Origin of the sequence: Methylobacterium sp. UNCCL125 (assembly GCF_900116795.1) — a bacterium.
Lineage (GTDB): Bacteria > Pseudomonadota > Alphaproteobacteria > Rhizobiales > Beijerinckiaceae > Methylobacterium > Methylobacterium fujisawaense.
Genome location: NZ_FPBW01000003.1, coordinates 166528 through 191593 on the forward strand (window position 1 = coordinate 166528; position 25066 = coordinate 191593).

Consider the following 25066-nt stretch of genomic DNA (forward strand, 5'->3'; position numbering starts at 1 on the left):
CGCGCCTGTACGCGGTATCGGCGTCCACTGCGGCGGCGCGCACGCTAGCGCGGGCAGCCATGGGCGCGCTCGAAGGCCTGCAGCTCCGCCACGGTCGCCTGTTCCTGGCGCGAGAGCGGTATGCGGTCCATGGCGTCGTACCGGCAATCGGTATTGCCAAAGGTCCGGATCGCCCGCGGCGTGCTGAAACAATAGCCGGCCTGCTTGTAGATCAGGTTGCGCTGGTACCAAGCTTCCGCGCAGTCATCCGCCATCGCGTTGGTCGAACCCGCGACGAGGATCAGAGCGTAGAGGGCAGCGCGCATCGAATCGTCTCCGTGAGAAGACGCGACTCAAGCATCGGATGCTCAGTAGGTCCAGCGCTGCGCCTTGGAGACCAGGAAGTCGCGGAACGCCTGGACCCGGGCGACCGAGCGCATCTCCTCGGCATAGACGAGGTAGCTCTCGAGGCTCGGCATCTCGGTCTCGCGCAGCACCTGCACGAGCTGCTGACCGCCATCCACCGCGTAGTCGGGCAGAATCCCGATCCCGGCTCCCGCCTCCATCGCGCGCTGGAGGGCGCCGATGTTGTTCACGGTCAGGTGGACCTGACGCCGGTCCCGGCCATCGCGGCCGGCATCCGCCAGCCAGTGGGCCGCGAGCAGGTACGACGGCTCGTTTCCGCCGAACGAGACGAGGCGGTGATCGTCGAGTTCTTCGATGGTCTTGGGCTCGCCGAAGCGCTTGACGTAATCCGGGCTCGCGAAGGCATGGTAGTGCACGGTGAACAGCCGGCGCTGGATCAGATCCGGCTGGGCCGGCCGCCGCATGCGGATCGCCACATCGGCTTCGCGCATGGCGAGATCGAGTTCCTCGTTGGTGAGGATCAGCTCGATGCGCACATCCGGGTAGAGGTCGAGAAACTCGCCCACCCGCTGCGACAGCCAGGAGGTGCCGAGGCCCACAGTGGTGGTGACCTTGAGATCACCGGTCGGGCGCTCGGAGGTCTCCACGAGCCGGGCGCGGGTATTCTCCAGGCGCAGCTTCATGTCCCGGGCGGCGCGGAACAGGAGATCGCCCTGTTCGGTCAGCAGCAGGCCGCGGGCATGGCGGTGGAACAGAGGCGCCTTCAGCTCGCGCTCCAGGGCGCTGATCTGGCGGCTCACCGCCGATTGGCTGAGCCCGATATCGTCACCCGCCTTGGTGAAGCTCCCCGCCTCCGCGACGTTGAGGAAGATCCGGATCTTATCCCAGTCCAAGGCAAGAACCCCTACCAGCGCGCGCCCGCGGGTCGCGCCCGGGTCAGGATGGGCACGAAGCAGCGGGCAGATCACCGGGCGAACTGCGCGGCGCCGAGGGCGGATGACCGCTCGCGGCACCGCGCGGGCATGCAATCGGTGCATCCCGGCGCAGTCAGCACTCCTATGCACACAGCGCATGATGCGACGCAAGCGGTGAAGGCGGGAAGTTGTTGAAATGGTGGGCGCTGCGGGCGAAGCGCCGCGGCCGGTGCCGCCGGCATTCCGCTGCGCCGGCCTGGACCGGGCTCTCGCCGATCGTGCGGCTGGCGAGGAATGTCTCGGCCTCCGGCGCCGCCCGTCAGCCCATGCCGGCGGCGAAGAACGCCGTCTCGCCCGCTCTGCCCGGCGGCACCGCGCGCTGCCGTCCGAGCGGAGGTGCTCCCCCTGTCATTGCGGGAGCCGCATCTGCTTGCGGAAGCTTTTATCGAAGGCGCTTGCGGGCACGAAACGGCGCAGCAGGCTGACCCGCCGGGCCATCTTGCCGGCGGTGTACCGGCTCTTCGGTACCGCCGCGGTCGCCGCCGTCACGACCCTCTCGGCCACGATCCCCGGCGCGTCGGCAACCACCATGACGTCGCGCATCAGCCGCTCCTGGCCGGCGCGCGCGGCGTCGTAGACGGCGAGCGGCGCATCCGGCGTAACGAGGTTCCGGTCAAATGCCGTGCGGGTATAGGCGGGCTCGACGAGGACGACCCGGATGCCCTGGGTCCTGACCTCGTGGTCGAGGGATTCGGAATAGCCTTCGAGCGCATGCTTGCTCGCAGCGTAGAGCGCCATGTACGGGGCCGGGACGAGCCCGAAGGCCGAGCTGATGTTGACGATGCGACCGCCTCCGCTTGCCCGCATCAGGGGCAGGACGGCCCGGGTCATGCGGATGGCGCCGAACAGGTTGACGTCGAACAGGGCCTGAGCCTGCGCGGTGGTGGATTCCTCCGCGCCGCCGCTGATGCCGAAGCCGGCGTTGTTGACCAGCACATCGATCCGCCCCGCCCGGGCGAAGATCGCCTCGACAGCGCCCGCGACCGACGCATCCGAGGTGACGTCGCAGGGCAGCATCGTGATGCCGCCTTCCACGACACGGTCCACCGTTCGGCTGGTGCCGAACACCCGGTAGCCCGCGGCCTTCAAAGCTCTCGCTGTCTCGAGGCCGATGCCCGAAGCGGCCCCTGTCACGACCGCGATCCTGGTTTCGCTCTGCTGCACGATGGTCTCCTTCCGAGGCGGCCTGCATCGCAACCGCTCCCCATATAGATTATGATCATAATCTATAATGACAAGGGGAAAGCGTGCCCTGTCGCCGCGGAGGCGCGCCCCTATCCCCTCTTGGAGGGTCCCGCCGCCGTATCCCGTTCGGGCGCTTCGGCACCCAGCGAGACGCGAGCCGCCCCCAGTATCTCCTCGGCCAGCGCTTCGTCGTCGACCGCGCGAGCCAGGACGACGGCACCGACCAGCGTCGCGAGCGAGGACAGCGCACGCTGCCGCCTCTTCTGTTTCGGCGTCTTGGGCACGAGGGCCGCCATCAGGTCCACCATCCCGCGCACGCCTCGCGTGAAGCGGGATCGGACCGGGCTGTCCGGGGCTTCCCGTGCGACGTCGTTGGCGAGCGCAGCGACGGGACAGCCCATCCCGGGGGCGCGCACATGGGCGATCGACAGATAGTTGGACACGAGGCTGTCCAACTGTCCCCGTCCATTGTCGGTCAGCGCGGTCTCGAAGGCTTCGGCCGCCAGCGCGTCCTTGTTGGCGAATTGGCCATAGAAGCCGCCATGGGTGAGCCCCGCGGCCCCCATGATGTCGGCGACGCCGACGCCATGGAGCCCCCGCTCACGAAACAGGGTCGCCGCGACCTCGACCACACGCTGGCGGTTGAGTTTGGCCTGCTCCTGCGAAACTCTCGGCATCCCCGGATCCTCAGTGCGCCGCGACCATGTTCAATTTAGATGTTTAGTATCATTTTTGAAGGGATCGGCTGTCGCGTTCTCTGCCCCAGCGCGGGCGGTAGCTATGCAATAGCTGGCGGACGTTTCGCCTCGATTGCGGTGCGTTCGGGGACGATCGGCGCGTGGATGTCCGGCGGAGGCTTGCCGTCGGGGACTTCACCCGGCACGCGGATGTCGGTCTCGAGCACCGCGTCCGCGTTGCGGATCTCCAGGTTGGCGATCTGGGCGAGCGGCCTCGGATCGCTTCGAGACCTTCTTCCGACGCCCGCAGAACGTCCGCTTACCCACACCCGACGGCCGAAGCGGACTGACCGCCTCCGCCCAAGTTCGGTCCTCTGGGACCTGTCGGTGTCGTGGAGGCAAGGCACGCCGTTCCGGGAACGCTTCGAGCCGTAAAGGTCGGCTTGCGCGGTGCCGAGGAGCGTTTTGAGGCCGCTTCAGGCAAGAAAGGACGGGCTGGTACCCTGGGGCAAGAGCCAGAGGATGGGGCCGCCGGGCCATGCGCGCGCCAGGGTCGTGACCTCCAGCGCGTCGAAGCCCGGCGCCGCCACGTCAGTGCGGCGCTGGATGCAGGGCGCGCGTCCGCTCGCCTAGTCGTAGGCGCCGATCATCTCCGGTTCCTGCAACTCCTCGGTCCTGACCTTCGGGTCCGGGGAGTGCTCGGCGAGGAACTTCTCCGCCTCGAGCGCCGCCATGCAGCCCATGCCGGCAGCGACTACCGCCTGCCGGTAGACGAACTCGGCGCAATCGCCGGCGGCGTAGACGCCCTCGACGCTGGTCCGCGTCGTGCCCGGCACGATCTTGATGTAGCCGCCCTCCAGCAGTTCGAGTTGGCCAGCGAAAAGCTTCGTCGCCGGGTCGTGACCGATGGCGACGAAAAGGCCGTCGGCAGGCACGTCCCGCGTTGCGCCGCTGCCGGTGTCGCGCAACCGCACGCCGGTGACGGCCTTCACCGGCTCCCTTCGGCCGAGGACCTCCTCGACCACGTGGTTCCAGATGACCGAGATCTTCGGATGGGCGAACAGCCGATCCTGCAGGATCGGCTCCGCCCTGAAGCGGTCGCGCCTGTGGATGACGGTGACCTTCGAGGCCAGGTTGGCGAGGTACAGGGCTTCCTCGACGGCGGTGTTGCCGCCGCCGATCACGACGACCTCCTTGCCGCGATAGAAGAACCCGTCACACGTCGCGCAGGCCGACACGCCTGCCCCGTTGAACTCGATCTCGGAGGGCAGGCCGAGCCAGCGGGCCTGGGCCCCCGTGGCGGCGATCAGGGTATCGGCGACGTAGGTGTCGCCGGAATCCCCCTGGGCCACGAAGGGGCGCTGAGACAAGTCGACCGACACGATGGTGTCGGAGAGGATCCGGGTACCGACGTGCTCGGCCTGCAGGCGCATCTGTTCCATCAGGTCGGGCCCCTGAACGGCGGTCGCGAAGCCCGGATAATTCTCCACGTCCGTGGTGATCGTCAGCTGGCCGCCGGGCTGGATGCCCGTCACGAGGATGGGCTTCATGTTGGCCCGGGCGGCGTAGATGCCCGCGGTGTAGCCGGCCGGTCCGGCCCCGATGATGAGGACCTTCGTCTTGTGAGTGGTCATGGCGAGCCTGGACGTAGCGAGGGAGCGGAGATGTCTTGAATGTGCTCTACGCCGCAGCTTCAAGCACGGGCCGCGGACGGTCGTCGTTCGCCGGGCAGGTGTTAGGATCCACACACATCCGGGACGCCAGCGGTTCGGAAATCGTCGCGAGCACGTTCGGGATCTCGGTCCCGGCGGTGCCGGGCGTCTCGCTCCGGGAGCCACCGTGGCACATGGGCAAAGACCCGTCGCTGATCGCCGTGGCCGGTTGACTGGGCGGCGCGGGGATGGGCTTCATGTCGGCCAAGGCGGCACAGAAGCCCAACGTGCCGGCGGCGTGCCCGGAGCCGACGATCACGCGTTTGGCGTATGTGTGGGCCATCTGTTTCGGCCTCCTCAGGCCGGTCCGGCCGCGCGTCGTGCGGCATAGACGTCGGCGAGCGCCTGAGCGATCACCGGCGTCGCGTCGATCGGCTTGTACGTCAGCTCCGCCAACTGACCGGTGAACGGCCGCAGCGCTCCGGCGATGGCAAGCCCGGCGAACATCCGCCGATGCCGAATATAGGTGCGCGGCAGGTCGAACAGCAGGACCGGCGCGCCGGTCGCCACCGCTTCGCTCACCATGTTGGCCGAGTCGGAGGTGACCACGATCGCCTCGGCGAGCGCCAGCATGGCGACGTAGGGATTGTCGCCGGACCCGTCCCAGAGGAAGCCGCCGGTCTCTGCCGCAAGGGCCTTCACGGCTTCGCGGAGCGGGTTGGGCGTCCGGCGGGAAATCGTCACCATGAGCCGGCAGCCCTGCGCCGCCAGCCCGCGCAGATCCTCCACGAGACGGATCATGTCGGTCTTGCGGTAGCTCAGATGCCGGCTGTCGCCGCCGACCAGGACCGCCACCCGCGGACCGTCGAGGCGCGCGAGGCGCGGATCCGGGTGGGCCCGGGCGGCGGCCAGTCGCGCGGCCGTGACGAGATGCGGAGCCGTGAGGGTCGTGAAGACGTTCGGGCCGCGCAGGTCGTCGTAATCCGGCACCCAGATGAAGTCGGCGCTGTCCGCGCCCATCCGCGGATCCTTCAGGAAGGCCGTGAAGGTCCGGCCACCCGTGGCGCGGCGCACCGCCCGCAGGTAGGGCACGGACCGGCGCCCGGACGCGATCAGGATGTCGGGGTAGGGGCCCGACAGGGCGCCGGCGCGCCGGCGCGGGCCCTCGCGGGGGTCGATCGGCCCCCACGGTGCCATCCACCCGAACGGTCCGGAGGCGGGCACCTTACGGGTCTCGAAGGCGAGCCCCAGGGTCTCGGCGATGCCGACGCACTGGTTCTCGTCGCCGGCCTTGCCGTCGGTGACGATCCAGGCGCGGGCGCGGGCGAGTTCGGGCAGGCGCCCGGGCCGCGAGTCCAAGCGGCTGAGCGGCGCGGTCTGCGACTCCGTCACGTCGATGCTTGCCATGCTCCTCACCGGAAACGCCCTACGCCGCGGGCCGGGGCGGACGGCCCTTCTCTAATCCCGCGGCAGGTCGCGGGCGAGCCACTGGGCATAAATGTCGGCGATCGCGGCCAGCCGGCGTTGCTCGAATTGCGGATCGTACCACGCGCCCCCGTAGCTGGACGGCGTCGCGGTCATCTGCGGATAGCGTCCCAGCACTTGGCCCTTGGGCCCGACCAGCAGGGCTTCGCCCTCCATGTAGTCGGTCTGGAAATTGCTGCCGAAGCCGGGCCGGTCGCCACTGCCGACATAGGGGCGCAGCGACAGACTGGTGACGACCACGACGAGGCGCGGCCCGCGGCCGCCGATGCGACCGGCGAAATTCTTCCGCAGGGCCGATGTGAGATCGGAAGCCAGCGCCTCGGCCTGCAGGCCTGCGCCCTTGTCCACGAGCGGCCGCACATCGACCCGGATGTCGGAGAAGACGGCGGTGGCGGGAAAATCGCCTGCCGCCGCGGATCCCGCGACGACACCGAGAATCAGGCCGGCAAGCCAGCCCCAGGAACGCGGGCGCATGCCTCAGCCGCCGTACTGGACGGCGACGACCTCGTAGGACTTGCCGCCACCGGGGGTGGTGACTTCGACGGTGTCGCCGACGCCCTTGCCGATCAGGGCGCGGGCGATCGGAGACGTGATCGACACGCGCCCGGAGCGCACGTCGGCTTCCGGCTCGCCGACGATCTGGTAGGTCTTCTCCTCTTCCGTGTCCTCGTCGACGAGCTTCACGGTGGCGCCGAACTTGATCTTGTTGCCCGAGAGCTTGGTGACGTCGATGATCTCGGCCCGCGCGATCATGCTCTCCAGCTCCATCACGCGTCCCTCGTTATGGGACTGCGCCTCCTTGGCGGCGTGATATTCGGCATTTTCCGACAGGTCGCCCAGGGCACGGGCCTCGGCGATCGCCTGGATGATGCGCTGACGCTCCACCTGCTGCCGGTGCTTCAGCTCCTCTTCGAGGGCTGCGAAGCCGCGCACCGTGATCGGAACCTTGTCTATCGTCATCGTCTCGCGCCACAATGAAGAGGCCCGGCCGAGAGTGGAGCACTCTCTCCGGGCCACGAGATAAAGTCAGCGGAACCCTCAGGTTCAGGCCGCGAAGTATTCCTGCAACGCGCGGACCTTGAGATCGCCTTCTAGATAGGCCTTGATCCCCTCGGCCGCGGCCATCGCGCCGGCTAGAGTGGTGTAATACGGCACCTTATGCAAGAGGGCCGCGCGCCGGAGCGAGCGCGAGTCCGAGAGGGCGCCAGCCCCCTCGGTGGTGTTCAGCACGAGGTGGATGCCGCCGTTCTTGATCGCGTCGACCACGTGCGGCCGGCCTTCGAGGACCTTGTTGATCCGCTCGGCCGGAACGCCGTTCTCGACCAGATAGCGCTGCGTGCCGCCCGTGGCCAGGATGGTGAAGCCGAGATCGGACAGGAGCTTCATGGTCGGCAGGATGCGGGCCTTGTCGGCATCCCGCACCGAGACGAACACGGCGCCCGCCTTCGGGACCTGCGTGCCCGAACCGAGCTGGCTCTTGGCGAAGGCCACGCCGAAGCTGGTATCGAGCCCGATCACCTCGCCGGTGGAGCGCATCTCCGGACCGAGGAGCACGTCGACGCCGGGGAAGCGGGCGAACGGGAAGACCGCTTCCTTGACGGCGATGTGCGGCAGGGTCTTCGGCTTCAGGCCGAAGGTGGACAGCGCCTCGCCCGCCATGAGCCGGGCCGCGATCTTGGCGATCGGCTCGCCGATGACCTTGGCGACGAATGGTACGGTGCGCGAGGCGCGCGGATTCACCTCCAGCACGTAGATGACGCCGTCCTTGATGGCGTACTGCACGTTCATCAGGCCGACGACGTTGAGCGCCAGCGCCATCGCCTTGGTCTGCCGCTCCAGCTCGTCCATGATCTCGGGCGAGAGGGAGCGCGGCGGCAGGGAGCAGGCCGAGTCGCCGGAATGGATGCCGGCCTCCTCGATGTGCTCCATGATGCCGGCGATGAACACGTCCTTGCCGTCGCAGACCGCGTCGACATCGACCTCGACCGCATCCGACAGGTAGCGGTCGAACAGGAGCGGGTTCTTGCCCAGCACCGTGTTGATCTGGCCGGTCTTGTCGTTCGGGTACCGGGCCTTGACCTCTGAGGGGATCAGGCTCGGCAGGGTATCGAGGAGGTAGTCGGCGAACTGCGTCTCGTCGCGGATGATCGCCATGGCGCGGCCGCCGAGCACGTAGCTCGGGCGCACCACGAAGGGCAGGCCGAGATCGGCCGCCACGAGCCGGCTCTGCTCCACCGAATAGGCGATGCCGTTCTTCGGCTGCTTCATCCCGAGCTTGTCCAGCAGCCGCTTGAACTGGTCGCGGTCCTCCGCGAGGTCGATGGCGTCGGGCGAGGTGCCGAGGATCGGCACCCCGGCGGCCTCAAGGGCCCGGGCGAGCTTCAGCGGGGTCTGGCCGCCGAACTGCACGATGACGCCGTGCAGCGTGCCGGCCTGCTTCTCGGTCTCGATGATCTCCAGCACGTCCTCGGCGGTGAGCGGCTCGAAATAGAGCCGGTCCGACGTGTCGTAGTCGGTGGAGACCGTCTCCGGGTTGCAGTTGACCATGATGGTCTCGTAGCCCACCTCCGACAGCGCGTAGCAGGCGTGGCAGCAGCAATAGTCGAACTCGATGCCCTGGCCGATCCGGTTCGGGCCGCCGCCGAGGATCACGACCTTCTTGCGGTCCGAGGGTTGCGCCTCGTCCACCACCGCGCCCGCGAAGGGCGCCACGTAGGTGGAGTACATGTAGGCGGTGGGCGACTTGAACTCGGCCGCGCAGGTGTCGATGCGCTTGAAGACCGGGCGCACGGACAGCGCACGCCGCGCCGCGCTGACCGCGGCCTCGTCGGTCTTGGCGAGGACGGCGAGGCGCGCATCCGAGAAACCGGCGGCCTTGAGCTGGCGGAAGGCGCCGGGGGTCTTCGGCAGGCCGTGCGCCTTCACCCGGTTCTCCAGGTCGATGATCGCCTGCAGCTGCTCCAGGAACCACGGATCGATCTTGCACGAGGCATAGACCTGCTCGTGGCTCACACCCAGCCGCAGGGCCTGCGCGACCTTGAGAAGCCGGTCCGGGGTCGGCGTGCCGATCGCCGCCTTGATGGCGTTGTGGTCGTCGCCCTTGCCGAGGCCCTCGATCTCGATGTCGTCGAGGCCGGTCAGCCCCGTCTCCAGGGAGCGCAGGGCCTTCTGGAGCGATTCGGCGAAGCAGCGGCCGATCGCCATGGCCTCGCCCACCGACTTCATGGCGGTGGTCAGCGTCGGCTCGGCGCCCGGGAACTTCTCGAAGGCGAAGCGCGGGATCTTGGTGACGACGTAGTCGATCGTCGGCTCGAACGAGGCCGGGGTCGCGCCGCCGGTGATGTCGTTGGCGATCTCGTCGAGCGTGTAGCCGACCGCGAGCTTGGCGGCGACCTTGGCGATCGGGAAGCCGGTGGCCTTCGAGGCCAGCGCCGAGGAGCGCGACACCCGCGGATTCATCTCGATCACGATCATGCGCCCATTCTCGGGGTTGATCGCGAACTGCACGTTGGAGCCGCCGGTCTCGACACCGATCTCGCGGAGCACCGCCAGCGATGCGTCGCGCATCACTTGGTATTCCTTGTCGGTGAGCGTCAGCGCCGGGGCGACGGTGATCGAATCGCCGGTATGGACGCCCATCGGGTCGATGTTCTCGATGGAGCAGACGATGATGCAGTTGTCGTTCTTATCCCGAACGACCTCCATCTCGTACTCCTTCCAGCCGAGCACGCTCTCCTCGATGAGCACCTCGTTGGTCGGAGACGCGTCGATGCCGCGCTCGACGATGTCGAGGAACTCCTCGCGGTTGTAGGCGATGCCGCCGCCGGTGCCGCCCATGGTGAAGGACGGGCGGATGATCGCCGGCAGTCCGACCTCGGCCAGCGCCATCAGCGCCTGCCCGATCGCATGCTCGCCGTAGCGCTTGCGCCGGTCGGTCTCGCCCGCGGCCCAGCTCTTCTCGAAGGCGGCCAGCGCCTTCTGCCGCGCCTCCGGCTCCGCGTTGGCGGCTTCGATGCGGGCGATCTCGGCGAGGTAGGCCTGCCGGTCGGCCTTCTTGGCCGTTGAGGCGTTGGCCAGCGCCGATTTCGGGGTGTCGAGCCCGATCTTGGTCATGGCGTCGCGGAACAGGCTCCTGTCCTCGGCCTTGTCGATCGCCTCCGCGGTGGCGCCGATCATCTGCACGCCGTACTTCGCCAGCACGCCCATCTTCTGGAGCGACAGGGCGCAGTTCAGCGCCGTCTGGCCGCCCATCGTCGGGAGGATCGCGTCGGGGCGCTCCTTCTCGATGATCTTGGCGACGATCTCGGGGGTGATCGGCTCGACATAGGTCGCGTCCGCCATGTCCGGATCGGTCATGATGGTCGCGGGGTTCGAGTTCACCAGGACGATCCGGTAGCCCTCTTCGCGCAGCGCCTTGCAGGCCTGGGTGCCGGAGTAATCGAACTCGCAGGCCTGTCCAATGATGATCGGACCCGCACCGATGATCAGGATCGAGGAGATGTCGGTGCGTTTGGGCATCTGCGGCCTTGTCGGGCCAAGCGCGCCCGATCGGGCAGGGCTGACTTCAGCCCTGCTCCCGGACGCGCGTGGCGGGATTGTCGTTGAGCCCCGCGTTTACACGGGCCACGGGCGCATTGGAAGGCCGGGACAACCGCGCATCCTCACGGTGCGTTCGACGCATGGATGCGACGCCGGTCGGCCGAATTGGAGCTCTTATAAATGAACGCCCGCGCGGGAAGATTTCTTGCTGGGTTCCGGAGCGATTTGTAGGCCTCGATCGATCGGCCGATCCGTCGATCGATACCACAACGAGTCGAGACCGAAGATGCTCTGGCCAGCCCCTATTTCCGCAATGCTTCTGATCGGATCGATCCTGGGCGCGAACGCTTCGGAAGTCGCCATCAAGACCCTGAACAGCGGTCCGGGCGGGATGATGGTCTTCGACCCGGCCTACGTGAAAATCCAGCCCGGCGACACGGTGCGGTTCGTGCCGGCCGACAAGGGGCACAATGCCGAGCTGATCAAGGGCATGGCACCCGAGGGGGCAGCGCCGTTCAAGACGGTGGTCGGCAAGGAGGAGACCGTGACCTTCGACAAGCCCGGCCTCTACGGAATCAAGTGCTCGCCGCACTACATCATGGGCATGGTCGGCCTGGTCCAGGTCGGCGACAAGCCCGACAATCTGGAGGCGGCCAAGGCGGTCCCGCAGAACAAGCTGGCCGCCAAGCGCTTCGAACCGCTGTTCGCGAAGGTCGAGTAGGCAAACGGGGTGGCGCCAGGCCGCCCCGTCCCGACTCAGAGGCCGGCGTGAAGCGCCGCGACGGCCCGGTCGATCGAGAGATAGAAAACCCCGAAGGCCACCACGGCGGCGGCCGCGAACTCGACGGCGACGTTCGAGAGCGTCTGCGCGCGGCGCAGCGCCTCGCGGCCGAAGTAGAGAGAAACCCAGGCGAGGGCGAGGACCGCCGGCAAGGCGAACAGGTAGGACACCGTGCTCTCGACGCGGTCGAGCCCGCCCGTCGGATCGATGAGGGCTCGGATGTTGCGCACCCAGGGGGCGTAGAAGGCGGCATAGACGGCGGTCAGCCAGGACAGACCCACGGCGACGCCAAGGTGGAACGTGAAACTGCGATGCAGGCGGGAGAAATCGTCGCGCGCCTCGTCGATGGTCATCCGGCAATCCCCTGCGACGGGCCGAATGCGCGGGACGCGGATGCGCCGCCGTTCAGGGGCCGTCGTGGGCTCTCTTAAGCTGCCCGATCTGGCGGATTTTATGGCCCCGCCGCGGCCCGATTGGGATCGGGCCGCGGGAGCAACGCGGGCTCGGATCCGGTCTCAGGCGCCCTTGGCGGTTTCCGGCGTGCCGGAGCGCATCAGCGTCACGAAACGCTCGAACAGGTAGTGGCTGTCGCGCGGGCCCGGGGAGGCCTCCGGGTGGTGCTGCACCGAGAAGGCCGGGCGGTCGGTGAGCGTCAGGCCGCAATTCGAGCCGTCGAACAGCGACACATGCGTCTCGACGGCTGTCTCCGGCAGGCTGTTCGGATCCACCGCGAAGCCGTGGTTCATCGAGACGATCTCGACCTTGCCGGTGGTCTTGTCCTTCACCGGATGGTTCGCGCCGTGGTGGCCCTGGCCCATCTTCACGGTCCGGCCGCCGAGGGCGAGGCCCATGAGCTGGTGGCCGAGACAGATGCCGAAGGTCGGCACCTTCGCGTCCAGGAGCTTGCGAATCACCGGGACCGCATAGGCGCCGGTCGCCGCCGGGTCGCCGGGGCCGTTCGACAGGAACACGCCGTCCGGCTTCAGCGCCAGAATCTCCTCCGCCGCGGTGGTGGCCGGAACCACGGTGACATCGCAGCCGGCCTGGGCGAGGAGGCGCAGGATGTTGCGCTTCACGCCGTAGTCGATGGCCACGACCTTGAGGCCCTCGCCGGGCGCGCGCTTGCCGTAGCCGTTGCCGAGCGCCCACACGGTCTCCGACCATTCAGACGGTGCACGGCTGGTCACCGGCGGCACGAGGTCGAGCCCTTCCATGGGGGCGAGGGCCGCCGCCCGGGCCTTCAGGGCCTCGCGGTCGAACTTGCCCTCGGGATCGTTGGCGATCACCGCGTTCGGCATGCCCTGGTCGCGGATCCGGGCGGTGAGCGCCCGGGTGTCGACGCCGGTGATGCCGACGATGCCGCGGGCCTTGAGCCAGCCGTCGAGATGCGACGACGAGCGCCAGTTCGACGGCTTCGTCACCGCCGAGGCGATCACCGTGCCGCGCACGCCCGAGGCCGGCGCCGCCTCCAGGCTCTCCAGATCCTCGTCGTTGGTGCCGACATTGCCGATATGCGGGAAGGTGAAGGTGACGATCTGGCCGGCATAGGAGGGGTCCGTCAGGATCTCCTGGTAGCCGGTCATCGCGGTGTTGAAGCAGACCTCGCCGTCGGCCACGCCGGTCTGACCGATGCCGAAGCCCTCCAGGATGGTGCCGTCAGCCAGCACCAGCAGAGCTGTCGCGACGGGCTCGGCCCAGGGCTCGGGCGCCCGAGTCTCGGGGGCATGCGCGGCGGCGTCTTGCAGCATGGGCTGAGTCTCGCTTATGTCCGGCCGAAGGCGGGCACCGGGTTGCGGCGCTCTCGGCTTGCAGCATGATCGTGTGCGGCGCTCTTAGCGAGCGGCCCGCGATGGGGTCAATGTGGTCCCGGCGCCCGCAGGGCTCAACACCCGCAAACCGCAGGCCAGTCCCCCGCTTCGACCGTTGGAAGGTTCACCGAGATGCTGCGCGCGCGCTTCACCACCGAGATGAAGGAGGCCATGAAGGCCGGCGACAAGGAAAGGCTCGCCACCGTCCGCATGATCCAGGCCGCCCTCAAGGACAAGGATATCGAGGCGCGGGGTCTCGGCAAGGAGCCGGCCTCCGACGAGGAGATCCTGTCGCTGCTCCAGAAGATGATCAAGCAGCGCACCGAATCGGCGTCGGTCTACGAGCAGGGCGGCCGCCCGGAACTCGCCGCCAACGAGCGCGCCGAGATCGCCATCATCGAGAGCTTCCTGCCGAAGCAGATGGACGAGGCCGAGATGAAGGCGGCCGTCGAGGCGGCGATCGTCGAGACCGGCGCGGCCGGGCCCAAGGACATGGGCAAGGTGATCGGCGCCCTGAAGGGGACCTTCGCGGGCCGGATGGATTTCGGCAAGGCGAGCGGTCTGGTGAAGGCGGCGCTGGCCGCGAAGGGCTGAGCCTCTCCCCGCAATCCTCCACCGGATTTCGAGCGCGTGAGGGACTCCGTTACGCCTCACGCGCTATAGGTGCGGGTTCACGCAACCCATCCCAGGCCCCGTGCGCTATCCGCCCCACATCCTGGAAGAGATCCGCTCCCGGCTGCCGGCCTCGTCGGTGGTCGGCCGCCGCGTGCAGTTGAAGAAGGCCGGCCGCGAGTGGCGCGGCCTGTCGCCGTTCAACGCCGAGAAGACGCCGTCCTTCTACGTGAACGACCAGAAGCAGTTCTATCACTGCTTCTCGTCCTCCAAGCACGGCGACATCTTCACCTTCCTCATGGAGACGGAGGGTCTCAGCTTCCCCGAGGCGGTCGAGCGGCTGGCGGGCGAGGCCGGCGTCAGCCTGCCGGCCCCCACCGAGGACAACCGCGCCAGCGAACGCAAGCGCGCCGGGGCGATCGAGGTCATGGAGATGGCCGCGCGCTGGTTCGAGGACCGGCTTCGGGCGGGGCAGGGCAGCGAGGCCCGCGCGTATCTCGAACGCCGCGGGCTCAAGGACGAGACGCAGCGAGCCTTCCGCCTCGGCTACGCGCCGAACGATCGCTACGCCCTGCGCGACCACCTCGCCGGGCAGGGGGTCGACAAGGCGCTGATGGTCGAACTCGGCCTCATCGCGGCCGGAGAGGGCGTCTCGGTCCCGTACGATTATTTCCGCGACCGGGTGATGTTCCCGATCACCGACACACGCGGCCGGGTCGTGGCCTTCGGCGGGCGGGCTCTCGCCAAGGAGGTTCGCGCCAAGTACCTGAATTCCCCCGAGACGCCGCTCTTCCACAAGGGCCGCACGCTCTACAACCTCCACGGCGCGCGGAAGGCCGCGCACGAGCGCGGGTCGATCATCGCGGTCGAGGGCTACGTCGACGTCATCGCCATGACGCTCGCCGGCCATCCCGAGACCGTTGCGCCCCTCGGCACCGCGCTGACGGAGGATCAGGTCGGCCTGCTCTGGCGCCACGCCGACGAGCCGATTCTCTGCTTCGACGGCGACAAAGCCGGCCAGCGGGCGGCCTTCCGGGCTCTCGACATCGCGCTCCCGCTCCTCGCGCCCGGCCGCTCGCTCCGAATCGCGCTGCTGCCCGGCGGCCAGGATCCCGACGACCTGCTGCGGTCGGGCGGCCCGGCGGCCATCGATCAGGTGCTGACGGCGGCGTTGCCGCTCTCCGAGCTGCTGTGGCGGCGCGCCCTCGAAGCGGGGCCGGTCGACACGCCCGAGCGGCGCGCCGGCCTGACGCAGACCCTGCGCACCACCGTCGCGACGATCCGCGACGAGACCGTGCGGCGCTATTACCGCGACGATATCGAGGAGCGCCTGCGGAGCCTGTCACCCCGCAGCGCGCGAGCCGCCGCCGGCGGGGCTCCGCGCGGACGCCCGCGCTTCACCCGGCCCGGCGAGCCCGTTTCGCCGCGCATCACCGGGAGTCCGAGCCCCTCCATGACGGCCTCGGCAGGCTTCACGGGCGCCGCTTCGGTGCGCGAGGCAGTGATCGTGGGCACGCTGCTTGCCCATCCCGAGATGATCGCGGAGTTCGGCGAAGAGACCGCCGATCTCGATTTCGAGGATCCGGATGCCCGGGGGATTTTATCGGTCCTCCTGGCCTGCGCCGCCGAAGACGAGCATCCGGTGCCGGAAGTGTTGCAGAATCGCATCAATCGCGCCGGACTCGCTGCGGCTGCCGAGAGAATCCTCGCCCTGGCCCGCTCTCGGGACCGCACGACCCTGGCCCCGCACGCCGATCCCGCGCACCGCGCAGACGCCCTGAGACAGGCGATGATCTTGCACCGGCAGGCAGGAGCGCTACATAGCGAACTTCGCGAAGCACGGCAGGCGTTTGAAGACGATCCGACCGATGCCGGATGGGCATGGCTCTGCGAAGTGAAGGCGAGGCTGGAAACCGTCATCGCCGCCGAGGCGGAGGCCGACGCACCGGTGTCGAGCGACTCGACGGCCGCGTGATCCCTGTGTCATGGCGGTGGCGGCGGGCGGAGTCTCGCCATAGTTAACAATCGGTCAAGCCTCAGGCTTGCATACGGAAACCGACGACTCAAGGCGACTGGAGCAATCCGGCGCCGATCTCATACAGCGGCGCCGACGGCGTGGAGCGGCCCCATCGGGGCCTCCGCAACGCGCCGCGTGCGAAACAATAGGCTGATCATGGCGACGAAGGCAACGGAACGGGACGAGACGGACGCTGCCCCCGAGCAGCAGACCGACGGGCCGCTCCTCGACCTGACGGATGCTTCGGTCAAGCGGATGGTGAAGCTCGCCAAGAAGCGCGGCTACGTGACCTACGAGGAGGTCAACGAGGTTCTGCCTGAGGGCCAGTCCGATCCGGACCAGCTCGAGGACGTGCTGTCGCAGCTCTCCGAGATGGGCATCAACGTCGTCGAGGCCGAGGAGACCGACGAGGCGGCCGGCGAGAAGGCCGCCGAAGGCGAGGAAGAGGAGGCCGAAGGCGGCGAGGTCGCCGAGGTCGCGCCGGCGCGCGCCGTCACCGTCGCCACGACCACCAAGGAGCCGACCGACCGGACCGACGATCCGGTGCGGATGTACCTGCGCGAGATGGGCTCGGTGGAGCTCCTGTCCCGCGAGGGCGAGATCGCCATCGCCAAGCGCATCGAGGCCGGGCGCGAGGCGATGATCGCGGGGCTCTGCGAGAGCCCGCTGACCTTCCAGGCGATCATCATCTGGCGGGACGAGCTCGTGGAGGGCAAGGTCCTCCTGCGCGACATCATCGATCTCGAGGCGACCTACGCGGGGCCGGACGGAAAGAACGCGCCGCAGCTCGGCGAAGGCGAGGAAGGATCCGAGGACGGCGAGCCGCCGGCGCCCCCAGAGGGCGGCGACGACGAGGACGACCTCGAGAACAACGTCTCGCTGGCCGCCATGGAAGCCGAGATCAAGCCGCGGGTCCTCGAGACCTTCGACGCGATCGCCGCGAACTACCGCAAGCTGCGCAAGTTCCAGATCGAGGGCACCGAGCGCAAGGCGGCGGGCGAGCAGAACACCCCGGCCCAGAACCAGAAGCAGGCCGAGCTGAAGGACATCGTCGTCGCCGACGTGAAGTCCCTGTCGCTGAACAACAACCGCATCGAGGCGCTGGTCGGTCAGCTCTACTCGATCAACAAGCAGCTGATCGGCCACGAGGGCCGGCTGATGCGCTTCGCCGAGAGCCACGGCGTGGCCCGCGACGAGTTCCTGCGCCACTATCAGGGTTACGAACTCGATCCGAACTGGATGGAGCGCGTCGGCACGCTGGGCGGCAAGGGCTGGAAGAACCTGGTCGAGCGCGGCTCGAAGCAGGTGGCGGAGCTGCGCGCGCAGATTCTCGATCTCGCCTCCGAGACGGGCTTGGAGATCGGCGAGTACCGCCGGATCGTCAACATGGTCCAGAAGGGCGAGCGCGAAGCCCGGCAGGCCAAGAAGGAGATGATCGAGGCGAACCTGCGCCTCGTGATCTCCATCGCCAAGAAGTACACGAACCGCGGCCTGCAGTTCCTGGACCTGATCCAGGAGGGCAACATCGGCCTGATGAAGGCCGTGGACAAGTTCGAGTACCGGCGCGGTTACAAGTTCTCGACCTATGCCACGTGGTGGATCCGGCAGGCGATCACCCGGTCGATCGCCGATCAGGCCCGCACGATCCGCATCCCGGTGCACATGATCGAGACGATCAACAAGATCGTCCGGACCTCGCGCCAGATGCTGCACGAGATCGGCCGCGAGCCGACCCCGGAAGAGCTGGCCGAAAAGCTGGCCATGCCGCTGGAGAAGGTCCGCAAGGTCCTGAAGATCGCCAAGGAGCCCATCTCCCTCGAGACGCCCATCGGCGACGAGGAGGACAGCCACCTCGGCGACTTCATCGAGGACAAGAACGTCGTCCTGCCGATCGACGCGGCGATCCAGTCGAATCTGCGCGAGACCACGACCCGGGTGCTCGCCTCGCTCACGCCCCGCGAGGAGCGTGTGCTGCGCATGCGCTTCGGCATCGGCATGAACACCGATCACACCCTCGAGGAGGTCGGCCAGCAATTCTCGGTGACCCGCGAGCGCATCCGTCAGATCGAGGCCAAGGCACTGCGCAAGCTGAAGCACCCGTCGCGCAGCCGGAAGCTCAGGAGCTTCCTGGACAACTGAGCCCACGCCGCGGATTACGCGGCGCTTTCCCGTCGACCGCGTTGCTTCGGCGCTGCGCGGCATCCACTCTGGCGCCATGCTCGAACGCCGCCCGCCACCGCCCGGATCCCCGACGGCCTTCGCGGACGGATCGGAGGCCGACGACGTGCCCTTCGGCGCGCTCCAGCCCTCCGTCGGCATCCGCGACTGGCTGCTCGGCGAGGGGGCGCGGATGCCCAACGCCGAGGAGATGCTCACCGGGCTCGCAGAGCGTCTGATCGCCGTCGGCGTACCGGTGGACCGGGCATCGACGGCCATCGACACCCTGCATTCGGAATATGCCGGCGTTGGCCGGATCTGGACCCGGGACGGCGGCACCACCGTGCGGCTGTTCCCGCACGGCGCCCGCTCGACGGACGCCTATCTCAACAGCCCGTTCCATACGGTCCACGCCACCGGCGATTGGCTGATCCTCGACCTGTCCAAGACGCCGGACGACGCCTACGCGATCGTTCCGGACCTGAAGGCCGGCGGCTACACCCACTACGTGGTGGCGCCGTTGTTCTTCACGAACGGCACCCAGAACGGCATCACCTTCGCCACGCGGGCCCCTGATGGGTTCCGGGACGACGACATCGCGATCCTGCGCTTCGTCATGCCGGCGCTGGCGGCCGTGATGGAGATGCGCGTCCTCAACAAGCAGCTCGACCACGTCCTGCGGCTCTATGTCGGCGACGAGCCGCACCGGGCGATCCTGGCCGGCGACATCCGCCGCGGACAGGTGACGCGGATCCGCTCGGCGATCCTATTCGCCGATATGCGCGACTACACCCGGACCTCCGCCGACATGACGCCCGAGGAGGCCGTCGGCCTGCTCAACGTGTTCTTCGACTGCCTCGTGCCGCCGATCGAGCGGGAGGGCGGCGAGGTCCTGAAGTATCTCGGCGACGGTCTGCTGGCGATCTTCCGGGAGTCCGGTGACGACCTCGGTGGCGCGGCCAAAGGTGCGCTCACAGCGGCCCAGCACGCCCTGGCGGCCCTCGACGAAGCGAACGCCCTGCACCAGTTCCCGGTACCGGTGGCCGCGGGCATCGCGCTCCACCACGGCGAGGCCGCCTACGGCAATGTCGGGTCCGGCTCCCGCCTCGACTTCACGGTGATCGGCCGCGACGTGAACCTCGCGAGCCGCATCGCGCAGCTGAATCGCACCCTCGGCGAGCCGCTGCTGATGTCCAAGCCCTTCGTGGACTTCCTCTGGGGGGATCCGATCCCGCTGGGCGAGCACCGGCTCAACGGGTTCGACGAGCCCATGGCGGTCTTCCGGCCAAAGTTCCTGCGCCCGCGCAAATCCAGCTGAGCCCCTCTCCGATCGCGTCCTCGATCGGCTCTCGGCGTCAGGAAGCCGTCCCACCCGTCCGCCGTGAACCCGGGCTCGCAGCCGATCCGTGCGCCGCTCGGCTCACCACGTCGGCACGAACGGCAGAGTGTAGGGGTTGTGCCGGCAACCCCAGACCGGGTCGATCATCCTCGCCATCACCTCCCGGGCCAAGGCGCCGGCATGTATGGCCACCTCCTTCGGGACATGCCTCCGTTCGAGGATCTTCAGGCAGGCATGTCCGCACGCGCTGTACTGGCCGATATGGTACGCGTTGATGGCGAACTCTTCGAGCATGCCGTATTGGTAGACCCACGGATTCAGGGAAATCCCCTCGCTCGGAAGTTCGAGTGCCAGGCCCGCCTCCGCGTATCGATATCCGTCCGCGAACCGCTTCCTCAACCGGCAGAACCGACTGGCCCCGTGGCGCGCTTCCGCCCGCGCGGGGCGGACGGAGGTCGCGCGCTCGTAGAGCTGCAACACCCTGTCCTCCGGCTCATCGAGGCGCTCCGCGTTCACGGCGGCCATCAGCAGATTGTAATAGACCTCCTCGTCCCATCCGCCCAGCTCTGCTCGTTTCAGAAAGCATTCGAGAGCTTTCCTGTATTCTCCAGCAGCATTATACGTTGTCCCGAGGTACATCGTGTATCGGGCGATCATGTGGGGATCGGTCTCGACCGCCAACGCCTTCTTGAGAACGGCGATATCCCGCGCGTCCGCCGAGGTGTCTCGGTGACGGGCGCCGTCATCACCCCGGCGCATCGCGAGGGGAAGGACCGGTGTCTCGGAGACGCCGGGGCAGCTGAGAAATTCGTGCAGGACGCCCCGGTAGCGCCAGTTTTCCCGGCATCTGACCAACTGGGTGCGCCAGTATCGCGTCTGCTCGTCGATGATCTCGAACCGATAGCCGGGCGCATGCAACTTCGGCATCGTGAAGTCGGCCGGGATGACCAGCTCATCATCCGCATCGATGATCAGAGCGTACTGCGCGTGACGCCGCGCGAGTTTCAGGGCCTCGTTCCGATTGAAGGCAAAATCGACCCAGGGGCGCTCGACCAGGGCCCCCGGTATGTCCGCGAGCGCGGCACGGATAATATCCTGTGTTCCATCCGTCGATCCAGTGTCAACGATGATCCAATGATCGATGATCGGACGAACAGAGTCGATGCACCGACGGATCACGTGGGCTTCGTTCTTCACGATCATCGATAAGCAGATCGCGGATTCGCGATTCTTCATCCTGAAGCCGCCCCGTCATGCACTCACGCCTCGAACGCGCAGTCATCACGGCTACTAGCACCACATCAGCGCATTGACAAAACGACCGATTGCTCCATGACAATTCTGATTGATCGGCGTATTTGCAGCTTTATCGGGGTCAAACTCAGAAATATTCAAACACAATACACTAAGATCTATAAATTAACCGATAAAGATTGAATTATTCAACCGGTCGGGGACCATCCATCATCGGGCCGTCCGTGGCCTGCGCACCGAATATTTTCCGCACAGGATCGGCCGCGTGATCGACCTGGTCCCGCAGCCGATCCCGGGGAGACGGGCCGCGCCAGCCGCCGTTGGCGCACCGCGACCCCAGAAATCGGCATGGGCGTTCGGGCGTTTCAGCCCCTCAAAGTCATCGTGCTGCCGGAGACGCCGAAATCGCGCAGGCGTCTGAGGAATGACATGCCCAGCAGGCTGGTGGACAGGAGCCCGCGCGGGATCACGACCGCATCGACGTCTCGCACCGTGATCGATCCGATCTGCACGATCGCGATCCGGATCGGCGCCACGCGAACCGTCCCGTTCGCGGTGTTCCAGACGCGCGTGAAGTCGGACGCAGCGACCTGGATCCCGATCCGCGCGGCGTCCTCCTCGGAGAACGCGCAGGCGCTCGCCCCGGTATCCACCATCATCGGCAGCGAACGGCCGTCCAGCAGAGCGTTGACGAAGAAATGGCCGTTGCGGCCAGCCTGGAGGGCCACACCGGCGGCGGCACGGCCTGCGAGATCCGGCTCCGGCAGCGGTGCGACGGCGAGCGCGACCGGCGCCGCCCGCATGCCATCGCGCACCTTCAGGACGGCCGTGACGCCGAGAAAGCCGAGCATGCAGATCAACAGGATTGTGCGCACGCAAATTCGCCCGTGACGTGGAGTGCCGGCGCCCGGAGGAGGTCCGGGATCCCGGCGATCAGATCCCAGACGCGTGAAGGGATGGTGCGCGCCGCCTATCGCGACCGCTGTCCGCGCGCCGATTCCGGTCCGCTTGGTGTCTGGACTGTCACCGCGACCCGCGGATTGTCACGGGAATGATGCAGGGGCGGCGGCGCGGGGTTGACCGACACAAGCCGTGACGCCACATCTGCGTCTGTTCCAGGGAGATCCCCGGCAAGGGGCTGAGAAACCGCTGGCACGTCCCTCAGGACCTGCGGCGCGGAAATCCTTCGAACCTGATCCGGCTCATACCGGCGTAGGGATTGGACCGCGGCCGCCCGAAAGGCAGGCCACAGCTTCTGGCAGAAGCGCACGGCCCGCTCCCCGCGACGGCAATCCGCGGAGATGCCTGTGCCCTTCGACCGACCTGCCTCACCGATCGGCCGCCGCCGCAATCCCGAGGGCGTCGTCGCGCCCGCCGTCCTGCCGGCGCGGACCGACGTCGCCGTCATCGGCAGCGGGCTGATCGGTCTGTCGATCGCGTGGCGGCTCGCGCGGGCCGGCCGCACGGTGACCGTGCTGGAGCGGGAGACGATCGGCGCGGGCGCGAGCCTCGCGGCCACCGGCATGCTGGCTCCGGCCGCCGAGCACGAGCCCGGCTCGGACCCGCTTCTGCCGCTCGCCCTGGACTCGCTCCGGCTCTGGCCCGGCTTCCGCGACGCCCTTGAGGCCGAGTCCGGCCGAACCATCGACTATCGGGCCGACGGCACCCTGGTGCTGGCGGTCGGCCGCGACGAGGTCGAACGCCTGCGCTTCCGCTACGACCTGCAGCGCCGCTCGGGACTCGACGCCACCTGGCTGCCGGGCAGCGAGGTGCGGCGCCTGGAGCCCGGCCTGCGCCCCTCCGTCACCGCCGGGATCCACTGCCCGCCGGACCATCAGGTCGATCCCCGTCTGGTCATGGAGGCCCTCAACGAGGCTTGTCGCCGGGCCGGCGTGATCCTGGTGGAGCGGACCGCCGTCACCACCCTCGACTGGTCGGGCGGCCGCGTGACCGGGATCCGCGCCGGCGACCGCGTCGTCGCCGCGGAGACCGTCATCCTGGCTTCCGGCGCCTGGAGCGGGGAGGGCGGTCTGCTCCCCGACGCGCTCGCCCTTCCGGTCCGTCCGCTGAAGGGCCAGTCCCTGGCGCTGCGCACCACCGCCCGCACCGGCACCCTCGCGCGGATGGTCTGGACCGAGCAGGTCCACATGGCGCCGAAGAGCGACGGCCAGCTCATCGTCGGCGCGACCGTGGAGGATTGCGGCTTCCGGCCCGGCGTTACCGCGGGCGGGCTCTACGCGCTGCTGGAGGGCGCCCGCCGGGTGCTGCCCGGTATCGAGGAGATGGAAGTCGAGGGCGTCTGGAGCGGCTACCGCCCGACCTCGGACGACGACGCGCCGATCCTCGACACCATCGCACCGGGCCTCGTCGCCGCCACGGGGCATCACCGCAACGGCTACCTGCTCGCCCCGATCACCGCCGAGGCGATCGCCGCGCTGGTGTTGCACGGCGCGCTGCCCGAGGTCGCCCGTCCCTTCACCCGCCTGCGCTTCGGCCAACCGGACGCGCTGAGGGCCTCGGCATGAAGCTCGTCGTCAACGGTGAGCCGCGCGACTGCGCGGCCGAGACGGTGGACGCGCTGTTCCGCCTCGAGGCCGCGGAGAGCGGCATCGAGAGCCCGCAGGGCGTCGCCATCGCGCTGAACGGCCGGGTGCTGCGCCGCCGCGACTGGGGGGAAACCCGGATCGCGGAGGGCGACCGCGTCGAGATCGTTCGCGCCATGCAGGGAGGTTGAGCATGGATCAGACCCATACGCCGCTGCGTCCCGAAGGTGGGGATGACAGCCTGACCATCGCCGGCGTGAGCCTGTCGTCGCGACTGTTCATCGGCACCGCCGGCTATCCGACGCAGGCGATCATGCGCGACGCCGTCCAGGCGAGCGGCGCCGAGGTGGTCACCGCCTCGATCCGCAGGGTCTCGCTGCAGGGCCACGGCTCGGACACGGTCAAGATCCTGAAGGGCAAGCGCTTCCTGCCGAATACCGCCGGCTGCGAGACGGCCCGCGACGCGATCATGACCGCCGAACTCGCCCGTGAGGCGCTCGATACCAACTGGATTAAGGTCGAGGTGATCGGTGACCGGGAGACGCTCTACCCGGACGTGATGGAGCTGATCGAGGCCTGCCGCCATCTCGTCGATGACGGCTTCGTGGTGCTGCCCTACTGCAACGACGACCCGATCGTATGCCAGCGCCTGGAGGATATTGGCTGCGCCGCCGTGATGCCCATGGGCTCACTGATCGGGTCTGGGATGGGCATCGCCAACCCGGCCAATCTCGAACTGATCTGCCGCCGGGCGAAGGTGCCGGTCGTGGTCGATGCCGGGATCGGCACCGCCTCGGATGCGGTGATCGCCATGGAACTCGGCGCCGCCGCCTGCCTGATCAACACCGCGGTGGCCAAGGCCGACGATCCCGTGCGCATGGCCCGCGCCATGGGCCGGGCGGTGGAGGCCGGACGCGACGCGTATTGCGCCGGGCGCATTCCCCGCCGCGGCCGGGCCGAGCCATCGAGCCCGCAGCTCGGCCTCGTCGGCTCGTGAGGGCGCTGCCGTCGCCGCTGCTCGCGGTGACGGACCGGCACGGGCATCCACGGCCGCTCGCCGAGACGGTGCAGGCGATCCTCGATGGCGGCGGGCGCTGGATCTGGTTCCGGGACCGCGATCTGGAGACGGACGCCCGTCGGCGCCTCGGCGAGGCCGTGGCAGAACGCGTGCGGGCCGCGAAAGGCGTCCTGACGGTCGGCGGTGACGTCGCGTTGGCGCGCGCCCTCGGGGCCGACGGCGTCCATCTCGGCGGCGGCTCGAGACCGGAGGCCATCGCGGCGGCACGGGCGGCGCTGGGAGAGCGGGCGCTGATCGGCGTGTCGGCCCATGCGGCGCACGAGGTCGCCCAGGCGGCGTCGGCCGGTGCCGATTACGCCACCCTCAGCCCGATCTATGCGACCGCCAGCAAGCCGGGCTACGGCCCGGCGCTCGGCCTCGCGGGGCTCGCGGCGGCCTGCGATCGCGAGCTTCCGATCGTGGCGCTCGGCGGTCTCGACGCGGACCGAATCGGCGGATGCCGGGCCGCCGGGGCGGCGGCGGTCGCCATCATGGGTGGGCTGATGCGAGCGCGCGAGCCGGCCGAGGCCGCGCAGGCCGTCCTGAAGGCCTGGAGCTCGGCCGATCGCGCCCCCGTCTGAGGGGCGCCAGCCGGTCGGCGCACGGGCCTCGCGACCGGCACGGACCCGGGGCCCTTTGCT

The 25066-nt window shown here is 68.5% G+C and carries 23 protein-coding genes and 1 riboswitch; of the genes, 10 read left to right on the plus strand and 13 right to left on the minus strand.

The annotated features are described in order from the left end of the window. Positions 1–44: 44 nt before the first annotated feature. The 5 genes from BM396_RS02670 to trxB form a co-directional block, all read right to left on the minus strand. Positions 45–305: a YARHG domain-containing protein gene (locus BM396_RS02670; RefSeq protein ID WP_043356002.1), complete on the minus strand. Its 261-nt coding sequence runs from the start codon at positions 303–305 to the stop codon at positions 45–47. A gap of 42 nt (positions 306–347) precedes the next feature. Then, the gene (locus tag BM396_RS02675) at positions 348–1238 is read right to left on the minus strand and encodes a LysR family transcriptional regulator (RefSeq protein WP_043356004.1); all 891 of its coding nucleotides are present in this window, start codon (positions 1236–1238) and stop codon (positions 348–350) included. Between the two features lie 429 nt (positions 1239–1667). Next, positions 1668–2483 carry an oxidoreductase gene (locus BM396_RS02680; protein WP_043383245.1) on the minus strand — a complete coding sequence of 272 codons (816 nt, stop codon included), beginning with the start codon at positions 2481–2483 and terminating at the stop codon, positions 1668–1670. Positions 2484–2593: 110 nt separating this feature from the next. Next, positions 2594–3181, minus strand: a complete 588-nt coding sequence (locus BM396_RS02685; protein WP_043383248.1) for a TetR/AcrR family transcriptional regulator — start codon at positions 3179–3181, stop codon at positions 2594–2596. Between the two features lie 629 nt (positions 3182–3810). Next, a complete protein-coding gene (trxB, locus tag BM396_RS02690) occupies positions 3811–4815 on the minus strand; it encodes a thioredoxin-disulfide reductase (protein WP_043383250.1) in 1005 nt (334 codons plus the stop codon). 35 nt (positions 4816–4850) lie between these two features. On the opposite strand from trxB, the gene BM396_RS32065 reads away from it, so the two are divergent. Then, positions 4851–5066 carry a hypothetical protein gene (locus BM396_RS32065; RefSeq protein WP_139239445.1) on the plus strand — a complete coding sequence of 72 codons (216 nt, stop codon included), beginning with the start codon at positions 4851–4853 and terminating at the stop codon, positions 5064–5066. 124 nt (positions 5067–5190) lie between these two features. On the opposite strand, the gene BM396_RS02700 is transcribed toward BM396_RS32065, so the two are convergent. The 4 genes from BM396_RS02700 to carB all read right to left on the minus strand — a co-directional run bounded on the left by BM396_RS02700 (position 5191) and on the right by carB (position 10836). Beyond that, positions 5191–6240 carry a mitochondrial fission ELM1 family protein gene (locus tag BM396_RS02700; RefSeq protein WP_043383257.1) on the minus strand — a complete coding sequence of 350 codons (1050 nt, stop codon included), beginning with the start codon at positions 6238–6240 and terminating at the stop codon, positions 5191–5193. Between the two features lie 51 nt (positions 6241–6291). Next, the gene (locus BM396_RS02705) at positions 6292–6792 is read right to left on the minus strand and encodes a hypothetical protein (RefSeq protein ID WP_043356024.1); all 501 of its coding nucleotides are present in this window, start codon (positions 6790–6792) and stop codon (positions 6292–6294) included. Between the two features lie 3 nt (positions 6793–6795). Then, complete coding sequence (greA, locus tag BM396_RS02710; protein WP_170861838.1) at positions 6796–7272, minus strand: transcription elongation factor GreA; 477 nt, start codon at positions 7270–7272, stop codon at positions 6796–6798. Positions 7273–7362: 90 nt separating this feature from the next. After that, positions 7363–10836, minus strand: coding sequence for a carbamoyl-phosphate synthase large subunit (gene carB, locus BM396_RS02715; RefSeq protein ID WP_043356025.1), 3474 nt, complete (start codon positions 10834–10836; stop codon positions 7363–7365). Positions 10837–11143: 307 nt separating this feature from the next. Between carB and BM396_RS02720 the strand changes: the two genes are divergently transcribed. Then, a complete protein-coding gene (locus BM396_RS02720) occupies positions 11144–11578 on the plus strand; it encodes a pseudoazurin (protein WP_043356028.1) in 435 nt (144 codons plus the stop codon). Positions 11579–11613: 35 nt separating this feature from the next. On the opposite strand, the gene BM396_RS02725 is transcribed toward BM396_RS02720, so the two are convergent. Together BM396_RS02725 and carA are read right to left on the minus strand one after the other, a co-directional pair. Next, complete coding sequence (locus tag BM396_RS02725; RefSeq protein ID WP_043356030.1) at positions 11614–11991, minus strand: hypothetical protein; 378 nt, start codon at positions 11989–11991, stop codon at positions 11614–11616. Positions 11992–12153: 162 nt separating this feature from the next. Continuing rightward, complete coding sequence (carA, locus tag BM396_RS02730; protein ID WP_043383260.1) at positions 12154–13386, minus strand: glutamine-hydrolyzing carbamoyl-phosphate synthase small subunit; 1233 nt, start codon at positions 13384–13386, stop codon at positions 12154–12156. A gap of 192 nt (positions 13387–13578) precedes the next feature. On the opposite strand from carA, the gene BM396_RS02735 reads away from it, so the two are divergent. From BM396_RS02735 to BM396_RS02750, 4 genes are all read left to right on the plus strand, one after another. Next, on the plus strand, positions 13579–14040 hold the full coding sequence (locus BM396_RS02735) for a GatB/YqeY domain-containing protein (RefSeq protein ID WP_043356034.1): 462 nt from the start codon (positions 13579–13581) through the stop codon (positions 14038–14040). A 100-nt stretch (positions 14041–14140) separates the two neighbouring features. After that, complete coding sequence (dnaG, locus tag BM396_RS02740; RefSeq protein ID WP_043383263.1) at positions 14141–16033, plus strand: DNA primase; 1893 nt, start codon at positions 14141–14143, stop codon at positions 16031–16033. A 198-nt stretch (positions 16034–16231) separates the two neighbouring features. After that, the gene (rpoD, locus tag BM396_RS02745; protein ID WP_043356038.1) at positions 16232–18214 is read left to right on the plus strand and encodes an RNA polymerase sigma factor RpoD; all 1983 of its coding nucleotides are present in this window, start codon (positions 16232–16234) and stop codon (positions 18212–18214) included. A gap of 76 nt (positions 18215–18290) precedes the next feature. After that, positions 18291–19550 carry an adenylate/guanylate cyclase domain-containing protein gene (locus BM396_RS02750; protein WP_043383266.1) on the plus strand — a complete coding sequence of 420 codons (1260 nt, stop codon included), beginning with the start codon at positions 18291–18293 and terminating at the stop codon, positions 19548–19550. A 102-nt stretch (positions 19551–19652) separates the two neighbouring features. Here BM396_RS02750 and BM396_RS02755 read toward each other — a convergent pair whose 3' ends face one another. After that, positions 19653–20774: a glycosyltransferase gene (locus BM396_RS02755; protein WP_244538794.1), complete on the minus strand. Its 1122-nt coding sequence runs from the start codon at positions 20772–20774 to the stop codon at positions 19653–19655. Positions 20775–21190: 416 nt separating this feature from the next. Next, on the minus strand, positions 21191–21700 hold the full coding sequence (locus BM396_RS02760; RefSeq protein ID WP_244538795.1) for a TIGR02281 family clan AA aspartic protease: 510 nt from the start codon (positions 21698–21700) through the stop codon (positions 21191–21193). Between the two features lie 233 nt (positions 21701–21933). Continuing rightward, positions 21934–22062: riboswitch (TPP riboswitch) on the plus strand. A 64-nt stretch (positions 22063–22126) separates the two neighbouring features. On the opposite strand from BM396_RS02760, the gene thiO reads away from it, so the two are divergent. The 4 genes from thiO to BM396_RS02780 are packed head-to-tail and all read left to right on the plus strand — an operon-like array spanning position 22127 to position 25006. Further along, the gene (thiO, locus tag BM396_RS02765) at positions 22127–23350 is read left to right on the plus strand and encodes a glycine oxidase ThiO (protein ID WP_043383275.1); all 1224 of its coding nucleotides are present in this window, start codon (positions 22127–22129) and stop codon (positions 23348–23350) included. Next, entirely contained in the window at positions 23347–23559 is a 213-nt protein-coding gene (gene thiS, locus BM396_RS02770; RefSeq protein ID WP_043356047.1) for a sulfur carrier protein ThiS, read from the plus strand. The genes thiO and thiS overlap by 4 nt, the downstream gene beginning before the upstream one ends. Positions 23560–23561: 2 nt before the next feature. Continuing rightward, positions 23562–24365: a thiazole synthase gene (locus BM396_RS02775; protein ID WP_043383279.1), complete on the plus strand. Its 804-nt coding sequence runs from the start codon at positions 23562–23564 to the stop codon at positions 24363–24365. Next, positions 24362–25006: a thiamine phosphate synthase gene (locus BM396_RS02780; protein ID WP_043383283.1), complete on the plus strand. Its 645-nt coding sequence runs from the start codon at positions 24362–24364 to the stop codon at positions 25004–25006. The genes BM396_RS02775 and BM396_RS02780 overlap by 4 nt, the downstream gene beginning before the upstream one ends. Positions 25007–25066: the final 60 nt, after the last annotated feature.